The organism is Nonomuraea rhizosphaerae, from assembly GCF_019396405.1.
GTDB lineage: Bacteria > Actinomycetota > Actinomycetes > Streptosporangiales > Streptosporangiaceae > Nonomuraea > Nonomuraea rhizosphaerae.
The window spans coordinates 1-8015 of the sequence record NZ_JAHKRL010000374.1; the positions used below are offsets into that span (position 1 = coordinate 1).

7 protein-coding genes are annotated in these 8015 nt (G+C 72.5%); 6 read left to right on the forward strand and 1 reads right to left on the reverse strand.

The annotated features are described in order from the left end of the window. Nucleotides 1-196: 196 nt before the first annotated feature. Complete coding sequence (locus KME77_RS19040; RefSeq protein WP_219469464.1) at nt 197-676, forward strand: GNAT family N-acetyltransferase; 480 nt, start codon at nt 197-199, stop codon at nt 674-676. Between the two features lie 107 nt (nt 677-783). On the opposite strand, the gene KME77_RS19045 is transcribed toward KME77_RS19040, so the two are convergent. After that, the gene (locus tag KME77_RS19045; protein WP_219469467.1) at nt 784-1080 is read right to left on the reverse strand and encodes a hypothetical protein; all 297 of its coding nucleotides are present in this window, start codon (nt 1078-1080) and stop codon (nt 784-786) included. Nucleotides 1081-1206: 126 nt separating this feature from the next. Here KME77_RS19045 and KME77_RS19050 point away from each other — a divergent pair, with 126 nt between their 5' ends. The 5 genes from KME77_RS19050 to KME77_RS19070 form a co-directional block, all read left to right on the forward strand. Beyond that, a complete protein-coding gene (locus KME77_RS19050) occupies nt 1207-1395 on the forward strand; it encodes a hypothetical protein (protein ID WP_219469470.1) in 189 nt (62 codons plus the stop codon). Between the two features lie 202 nt (nt 1396-1597). After that, nucleotides 1598-3685 carry an NAD-dependent DNA ligase LigA gene (gene ligA, locus KME77_RS19055; protein ID WP_219469472.1) on the forward strand — a complete coding sequence of 696 codons (2088 nt, stop codon included), beginning with the start codon at nt 1598-1600 and terminating at the stop codon, nt 3683-3685. 141 nt (nt 3686-3826) lie between these two features. Beyond that, nucleotides 3827-5137, forward strand: a complete 1311-nt coding sequence (locus KME77_RS19060) for an MFS transporter (protein WP_219469475.1) — start codon at nt 3827-3829, stop codon at nt 5135-5137. Next, entirely contained in the window at nt 5130-7154 is a 2025-nt protein-coding gene (locus KME77_RS19065; RefSeq protein ID WP_308250770.1) for a molybdopterin oxidoreductase family protein, read from the forward strand. Before KME77_RS19060 ends, KME77_RS19065 begins: the two co-directional genes overlap by 8 nt. Beyond that, nucleotides 7151-8015, forward strand: an 865-nt coding sequence (locus KME77_RS19070) for an NAD(P)/FAD-dependent oxidoreductase (protein WP_219469477.1), incomplete at its 3' end; no start/stop codon positions are given. The genes KME77_RS19065 and KME77_RS19070, both read left to right, overlap by 4 nt.

The window sequence follows — 8015 nt, forward strand, 5'->3', positions numbered from 1 at the left end:
GGCGGCGGCCAGGCGGCCGGTCAGGGGGGCGGCGGTGGCGGGTCGCTGCTGCAGCCGGCGGCCACCCCGAAGCCCCAGCCGTCCGCCGAGGGGCCGGAGGGCAAACCCGCGTGAGGCCGGTCGCCGAGGTCATCGCCTTGGCGACCGGCTCCAGGGGGCGACGGCTCATGGCTGGGGGTGCCCTACTGTGGGCGGCATGATCCGACCCGCCACCATTGACGATGTCCCCGCGATCCTGGAGCTGGTACACGGGCTCGCCGCGTACGAGAAGGCGCCGCACGAGGTGCGGGCGACCGAGGAGCAACTGCGTGAGGTGCTGTTCCGCGAGTCCCCGAAGGTGTTCGCGCACCTGGCCGAGCACGAGGGGGAGGTGGTGGGGTTCGCCGTCTGGTTCGTCAGCTTCTCCACGTGGCGGGGGACGCACGGGCTGTACCTGGAGGACCTGTTCGTGCAGCCGGGAGTGCGCGGGACCGGGTACGGCAAGGCGCTGATGGCCGAGCTCGCCGGGATCTGCGTGGAACGGGGGTACCAGCGGATGGAATGGGCCGTCCTCGACTGGAACGAGCCGAGCATCGAGTTCTACCGCCGCCTCGGGGCCGAGCCCATGAACGAGTGGACGACGTACCGGCTCACGGACGAGCCGCTGCACAAGCTGGCCGGACGCACGCCGGCCTGATCCCGCTGATCCGTACTTCCCGCCTGATCTCCCGGAGCGTTCCGCGGCCGGGGTGGTGCCGCAGGCCACCTCTGTACGCGGCCTGCGGTCACCCGGGTTGCGAAGCTCTACACCCCCGCGTGGGGGCGCTTGCGGACGCCGCCCGATCGCCGGTCGAACATCTCCGTCCCCGTCTCCTCGTCCATGTCCGAGTGGGTCTCCTCGATGCGGAGCCCCACGCCGATGGCGAAGAACGTGGGTGCCCACTGGCCGACGAAGATCCCCCAGCGGTCCGCCCTGTCGACGCCCGCGGGCTCGACGCTGCGCGACATCCACCAGGACGCGAAGGACAGACCTATCGAGCCGAGCCCGGCCCAATACATGTGACTCGACCTGATTCCCATCTTGTGAAGCGTTTTGATCATGATTCCCCCTTGCTCAGCCTGCTGTTACCCCAGGTGAGAAGAGGTAAGCGCGGTCGGGCGGGACGACAAGGTCTCGGTCGCACCAAGTCTGCGTGATCTGTCGGTGGCGACTGCGATAGTGGGTCCGTGGTTCACACCTCTCTCCTCCTGCCTTGCCATGTCCGCGAGCTGCCCGGCGACGCGATCGAGCTGATGCCGATCGTGCTGCCGATGACGCTGACCAGCTCCCAGCGCCGCCGACTGGCGGAGATCCTGCTGTCCGGCCTCGAAGATCCCGAGCCGAGCGTGGCCTCCCGCCTCACCGTCGTCGCGTGATCGGCCCGCCTCGGCTCTGTGCGGCGGGTGGCGGTGGGGGCGGCCTGCCGTACAGGCGGGAAGTCGTCGGACGGCATCGGCCGGGAGGCGGCGAGCCGTCCGCTGGACGGTGAGACGCCGTCCGCCGGGCGGAGGCGAGATCGTCGTCGGCCAGGCCCGATCCGGAGCCGATTCTGTCGGTCTCACCAGGCATTATGGGGGCATGAGCGAAGCCCCTCCGATCACTCAGCTCGCTGATCAGGCCGCCTACGCAGCCGCCGTTCAGCTCGCCGTCGACGCCGCCGCCGCCTACTACGGCGACGGCGAGTCCACCCTCGACGACGACGCCTACGACCGGCTGGTCCGCGGCATCGAGGCCTACGAGGCGGAGCATCCCGAGGATGTCCTGCCCGACTCGCCCACGGGGAAGGTGGCCGGCGGGGCCGTGGTGGGGGACGTGCCCCACACGGTGCCCATGCTGAGCCTCGACAACGTGTTCGGCGCCGAGCAGCTGGCCGACTGGGTCGCCGGGCTGGAGCGGCGGCTGGGGCGCGGCGTCGAGTCCTGGAGCGTCGAGCCGAAGCTCGACGGGCTGGCCGTCTCCGCGCGCTACCGGCGGGGCCGGCTCGTCCAGCTCGTCACCCGCGGCGACGGCACCGCCGGCGAGGACGTCTCGCACGCCATCGGGACCGTGCTCGGGCTGCCCGGCAGGCTGGCCGAGCCGGTGACCGTCGAGATGCGCGGCGAGGTGATGATGACGGCCGCGCAGTTCGAGGAGGCGTGCGCCAAGCGGCAGGGGCACGACGGCACCACCTTCGCCAACCCGCGCAGCGCCGCCGCCGGCACCCTGCGGGCCAAGGACCGCCCGTACGTGTGCGAGCTGACCTTCTTCGGCTACGGCGCCCTGCCGCTCGACGGCACCCCCGACGAGCTGGCCGGCCGGCTGCGGGAGCTGCCGCACAGCCAGATCATGGAGCTGGTGGCGAAGCTCGGCGTGCGGACCGCCGCCGCCACGCCCGTCCCGGGCATCGTCGCGACCGGCGTGGAAGCCATCCAGGCGCGCGTCGGCGAGATCGCGGCGGCCAGGGCCACGCTCGACATCGGCATCGACGGGATCGTGATCAAGGCCGACAGCGCCGCCGACCAGGCCGAGGCCGGGTTCAGCTCGCGGGCGCCACGCTGGGCCATCGCCTACAAGCTGCCGCCGGTGGAGAAGATCACGACGTTGCTGTCCGTGGAGTGGGGCGTCGGCCGCACCGGCATCATCGCGCCGCGCGCCGTGCTGGAGCCGGTCGAGCTCGACGGCAGCACCGTCACCTACGCCACGCTGCACAACCCGGCCGACATCACCCGGCGCGGGCTCATGCTCGGCGACAAGGTCAGCGTCTACAAGGCGGGCGACGTCATCCCTCGTGTCGAGGCGCCGGTCGTCCACCTGCGCACCGGCGACGAGAAGCCCATCGTCTACCCGGACAAGTGCCCGGCGTGCGGCGGCGAGATCGACACCTCGCAGGAGCGGTGGCGCTGCGTACAGGGCCGCGCCTGCCAGGCGCTGCCCTCGATCAGCTACGCCGTGGGCCGCGACCAGCTCGACATCGAGGGCCTCGGCGACAACCGGATCGTGCAGATGCTGGCGGCCGGGTTCATCACCGACTTCGCCGACCTGTTCACCCTGACCCGCGAGCAGGTGCTGAGCCTGGAGCGGATGGGCGAGGTCAGCACCGACAACCTGCTGGCCGCGATCGAGCAGGCCAAGGGACGGCCGCTGAGCAGGGTGTTCGCCGCGCTGGGCGTGCGCGGCACCGGGCGGTCCATGTCGCGGCGCATCGCCCGCCACTTCGGCACGATGGAGGAGATCCGCGCCGCCGGCTCCGACGGGGTGCAGGAGGTCGAGGGCGTCGGGCCGGAGAAGGCGACGCTGCTGGTGGCCGAGCTGGCGGAGCTGTCCGACCTGATCGACAAGCTGGTGGCGGCGGGGGTCAACATGACCGAGCCCGGCGGCGCCCAGCGCGTGGTGGTCACCCAGGAGGAGGGCGAGGAGAGCGACCGGGCGGTCGGGCCGCTGGACGGGATGTCCGTGGTGGTGACCGGGGCGATGAGCGGGCCGCTGGAACAGCTCAGCCGCAACGAGGTCAACGAGCTGGTCGAGCGGGCCGGCGGAAAGTCCTCCTCCGGCGTGTCCGCGCGTACGTCCCTGCTGGTCGCGGGGGAGAAGGCGGGCTCCAAGCGGACCAAGGCCGAGCAGCTCGGCGTCCGGATCGTCACCCCTGAGGAGTTCGCGGAGATGGTCCATGATCTCCTGCCGGATTAACGGCAGGTTTCCGCTGTGACACATGTGTATTGCCTGTTACGACGGTGAGTTACATGTAACGAACGCACAGCGACGAATCGTCGAAGTGCGTAACGCGGTATTCCTACATTCGAGTTCCCGCCGCCGAATGTAGGAGGACCGATGGCGCGCTGGATCACCGACTGGCACCCCGACGACCAGGCCTTCTGGGAGGCTTCCGGCAAGCGGGTCGCCCGGCGCAACCTCGTCTTCTCGATCCTGGCCGAGCATCTGGGGTTCACGGTCTGGACGCTGTGGAGCATCGTCGCGGCCAAGATGGGCAGCTACGACTTCTCCACCGACCAGCTCTTCTGGCTCGTGGCGCTGCCCAACCTGGTCGGCTCCGTGCTGCGCGTCCCCTACACCTTCGGGCCGGCCAGGTTCGGCGGGGCGACGTTCACGACGGTCAGCGCGCTGCTGCTGATCGTCCCGGCGGTGGGCCTCGGGGTGGCGGTCAGCGACCCGGGCACGCCCTACTGGGTGTTCCTGGTGATCGCGGCGCTGGCGGGCGTCGGCGGCGGCAACTTCGCCTCCAGCATGGCCAACATCACCTACTTCTACCCGCGCTCGAAGCAGGGGGTGGCGCTCGGCCTGAACGCCGCCGGCGGCAACATCGGGGTCAGCTCCGTGCAGCTGGTGATGCCGCTGGTGATCGGCGGGTTCGGGCTGGCCGCCGCGGGCTGGTTCTGGGTGCCGCTGGCGGTCGTGGCCGCCGTGTGCGCGTGGCTCTTCATGGACAACCTGTCCAGTGCCAAGGCAGGCCCGCGCGAGCAGCTCGCCGTGGCCGGGCGGGCGCAGACGTGGGTGATGTCGTTCCTGTACATCGGCACGTTCGGGTCGTTCATCGGCTACTCGACGGCGTTCCCGCTGCTGGCCAAGAGCCTGTTCCCCAGCTCGCCGTGGGCGGTCGTGGCCTTCGTGGGGCCGCTGGCCGGCTCGCTGGTCAGGCCGATCGGCGGCTGGCTGGCCGACAGGAAGGGCGGCGCGCCCGTCACCCTGTGGAACTTCGCCGCCATGGGCGCCGGGATCGTCCTGGTCTGGGCGGCCAGTACGTCGGGCAGCTTCTGGCTGTTCTTCCTGGCCTTCCAGACGCTGTTCGTCACGGCGGGCATCGGCAACGGGTCCACGTACCGGATGATCCCGGCGATCTTCCAGGCCAAGGCCCTCGCCGAGCGGGGCACCGGCGAGGAGGCCCTGCTGTACGGCAAGCGGCAGGCGTCGGCGGCGATCGGGATCATCTCCGCGGTGGGGGCGCTCGGCGGGTTCTTCATCAACCGGGCGTTCGGGATGTCGTTCGCGCAGACCGGCAGCCCGGCCACCGCGTTCCTGTCGTTCGGCGGCTTCTACGTGGCCTGCTTCGCGCTGACCTGGTGGTGCTACATGCGTAAGGTCGGGGTCTCGGTGGTCGGCAGCCTGGCGCACGCCCGTGTCTGAGTCCGGGGCCGGGCCGCAGGCCGTGCCGACGCACTGTCCCTACTGCGCCCTGCAGTGCGGCATGACGATCACCGCCCGAGGGGCGGAGATCACGATCGCGCCGCGCACCGACGTCCCGGCCAACGCGGGCGGCGCGCTGTGCCAGAAGGGCTGGACGGCGGCCGAGCTGCTGACCAACGGCGAGCGGCTCACCACGCCGCTCCTGCACGGCCGGCCGGTGGCCTGGGAGACCGCGCTCGACCACGTCGCCGACCGGCTGGCCGCGATCCGCGCCGCGCACGGGCCCGACGCGGTGGCCGTGTTCGGCGGCGGCGGGCTGACCAACGAGAAGGCGTACACGCTCGGCAAGTTCGCCAGGGTCGTGCTCGGCACCAGCCAGATCGACTACAACGGCCGCTTCTGCATGTCGTCGGCCGCGGCGGCCTCGAACCGGGCGTTCGGGCTGGACCGGGGGCTGCCGTTCCCGGTCACCGACCTGGCCCGGGCCGACGTCGTGCTGCTGGCCGGGGGCAACCCCGCCGAGACGATGCCGCCGCTCGTGCGCCACCTGACCGGGCCACGGCTGATCGTCATCGACCCGCGCCGCACCGCGACGGCCAGGCTGGCCTGGCTGCACCTGCAGCCCACGCCGGGGACCGACCTGGCGCTGGCGCTCGGGCTGCTGCACCTGCTGATCGCCGAGGGGCTGGTGGACGAGGAGTACGTCGCCGCCCGCACCACCGGGTTCGAGCAGGTCAGTACGTCCCTCACGTCCTGGTGGCCCGAGCGGGTCGAACGGATCACCGGCGTGCCCGTCGCCAGGATGCGCGAGGCCGTGCGCGCGCTCGCGCACGCGGAGCGGGCCGCGGTGCTCACCGGGCGCGGCGCCGAGCAGCACGCCAAGGGCACCGACACCGTCACCGCGTTCATCAACCTGGCCCTCGCACTGGGCCTGCCCGGCCGGCCGGGATCCGGGTACGGGTGCCTGACCGGCCAGGGCAACGGCCAGGGCGGCAGGGAGCACGGCCAGAAGGCCGACCAGCTCCCCGGCTACCGCAGGATCGACGACCCGGCCGCCCGTGAGCACGTCGCCCGGGTGTGGGGGATCGAGCCGGAGGCGCTGCCGGGGCCGGGGCGGTCGGCGTACGAGCTGCTCGACGCGCTGGGGACGGCCGGGGGGCCGCGGGCGCTGCTGGTGTTCGGCTCCAACCCGGTCGTGTCCGCGCCCCGGTCGGCGCACGTGGCCGACCGGCTCGGCGCGCTGGACCTGCTGGTGGTGGCCGACGTCGTGCTGTCGGAGACCGCCGCGCGGGCCGACGTGGTGCTGCCCGTCACGCAGTGGGCCGAGGAGACCGGCACGATGACCAACCTCGAAGGCCGCGTCCTGCTGCGCCGCCGGGCCGTGCCCGCGCCCGAGGGGGTGCGCAGCGACCTGGAGATCGTCCAGGAGCTGGCCGGGCGGCTCGGGCACCGGTTCCCGGCCGACCCGCGCGAGGTCTTCGACGAGCTGGGCCGGGCCAGCGCGGGCGGGGCCGCCGACTACTCCGGCATCACGTACGAGCGGATCGTCAAGGAGACGGGCGTGTTCTGGGGCGGCCCGCGGCCGTTCCTCGACTCGTTCGCCACCCCTGACGGGCGGGCCAGGTTCACGCCCGTCGAGCACCGGCCCGCCGCCGAGGAGCCCGACGACGACTACCCCGTCCACCTGACCACGGGCCGCGTGCTGGCCCAGTACCAGAGCGGCGCGCAGACCCGCAGGATCGCGGCCCTGAACAAGGCCGCCCCGGAGCTGTACGTCGAGCTCCACCCCGACCTCGCCGAACAGCTCGCCATCACCGCAGGGGACGTGGTGCGCGTGCTCAGCAGGCGCGGCCAGAGCACCGGGATCGCCCGGATCAGCGACTCGATCAGGCGGGACACCGTGTTCATGCCGTTCCACTGGGAGGGCGCCAACCGCCTGACCAACCCCGCGCTGGATCCCCTGTCGCGGATGCCGGAGTTCAAGGTCTGCGCCGTCAGGGTGGAGAGGGTCGCATGAGACTTGTCGTGGTGGGCAACGGCATGGCCGGGTCCCGGCTGGTCAGCGAGGTGCGGGCGCGGGATCCGCACCTCCCGGTCACCGTGTTCGGGGCCGAGGACTGGCAGCCGTACAACCGGGTGCTGCTGTCGAACGTCCTGGCCGGCAGCTCCGGCCCCGACCAGGTGCGGCTGCTCGACCCGAGCTGGTACGGCGCGCACCGGGTCGAGGCCGTGCTCGGCACCGAGGTCGTCGGCGTCGACAGGTCGGCGCAGCGGGTGATCACCGCCGACGGGCGCGCCACCCCGTATGACGTGCTGGTCCTGGCCACCGGCAGCGAGGCCGTCGTGCCGCCGGTGCCGGGGGCGGAGCGGGCCGTCCCGTTCCGCACGCTGGACGACTGCCACCGCATCCTGGAGGCGGCCGGGAGCGCGCGCAGGGCCGTGGTGGTCGGCGGCGGGCTGCTCGGCGTCGAGGCCGCGCGCGGGCTCGCCGGGCGCGGGCTGCCCGTGACGCTGCTGCACCTGGCCGGGCACCTGATGGAGCGGCAGCTCGACGCCGAGGCGGGGCTGGTGCTGGGGGAGACGCTCGCCGCGCTGGGGGTGGAGATCCGGACGGGCGTGAACGCCGAGGAGATCCGCGAGGACGGTGTGCGCCTGGCCGGCGGTGAGCTGGTCGAGGCCGATCTTGTGGTGCTGGCCTGCGGGGTGCGGCCCGTCACCCGGCTGGCCGCCGACGCGGGCCTGCTCGTACGGCGGGGCGTCGTCGTGGACGACGAGCTGCGCACCGAGGACCCGGCGATCTTCGCCATCGGCGAGTGCGCCGAGCACGACGGCACCGTGTACGGCCTCGTCGCCCCCGCCTGGGAGCAGGCGGCCGTCG

Bases quoted from the DNA above. Each gene is read 5' to 3' on its own strand.
- ligA (WP_219469472.1), top strand. From the start codon at position 1,598: ATGAGCGAAGCCCCTCCGATCACTCAGCTCGCTGATCAGGCCGCCTAC.
- KME77_RS19040 (WP_219469464.1), top strand. From the start codon at position 197: ATGATCCGACCCGCCACCATTGACGATGTCCCCGCGATCCTGGAGCTG.
- KME77_RS19045 (WP_219469467.1), bottom strand. From the start codon at position 1,080: ATGATCAAAACGCTTCACAAGATGGGAATCAGGTCGAGTCACATGTAT.
- KME77_RS19060 (WP_219469475.1), top strand. From the start codon at position 3,827: ATGGCGCGCTGGATCACCGACTGGCACCCCGACGACCAGGCCTTCTGG.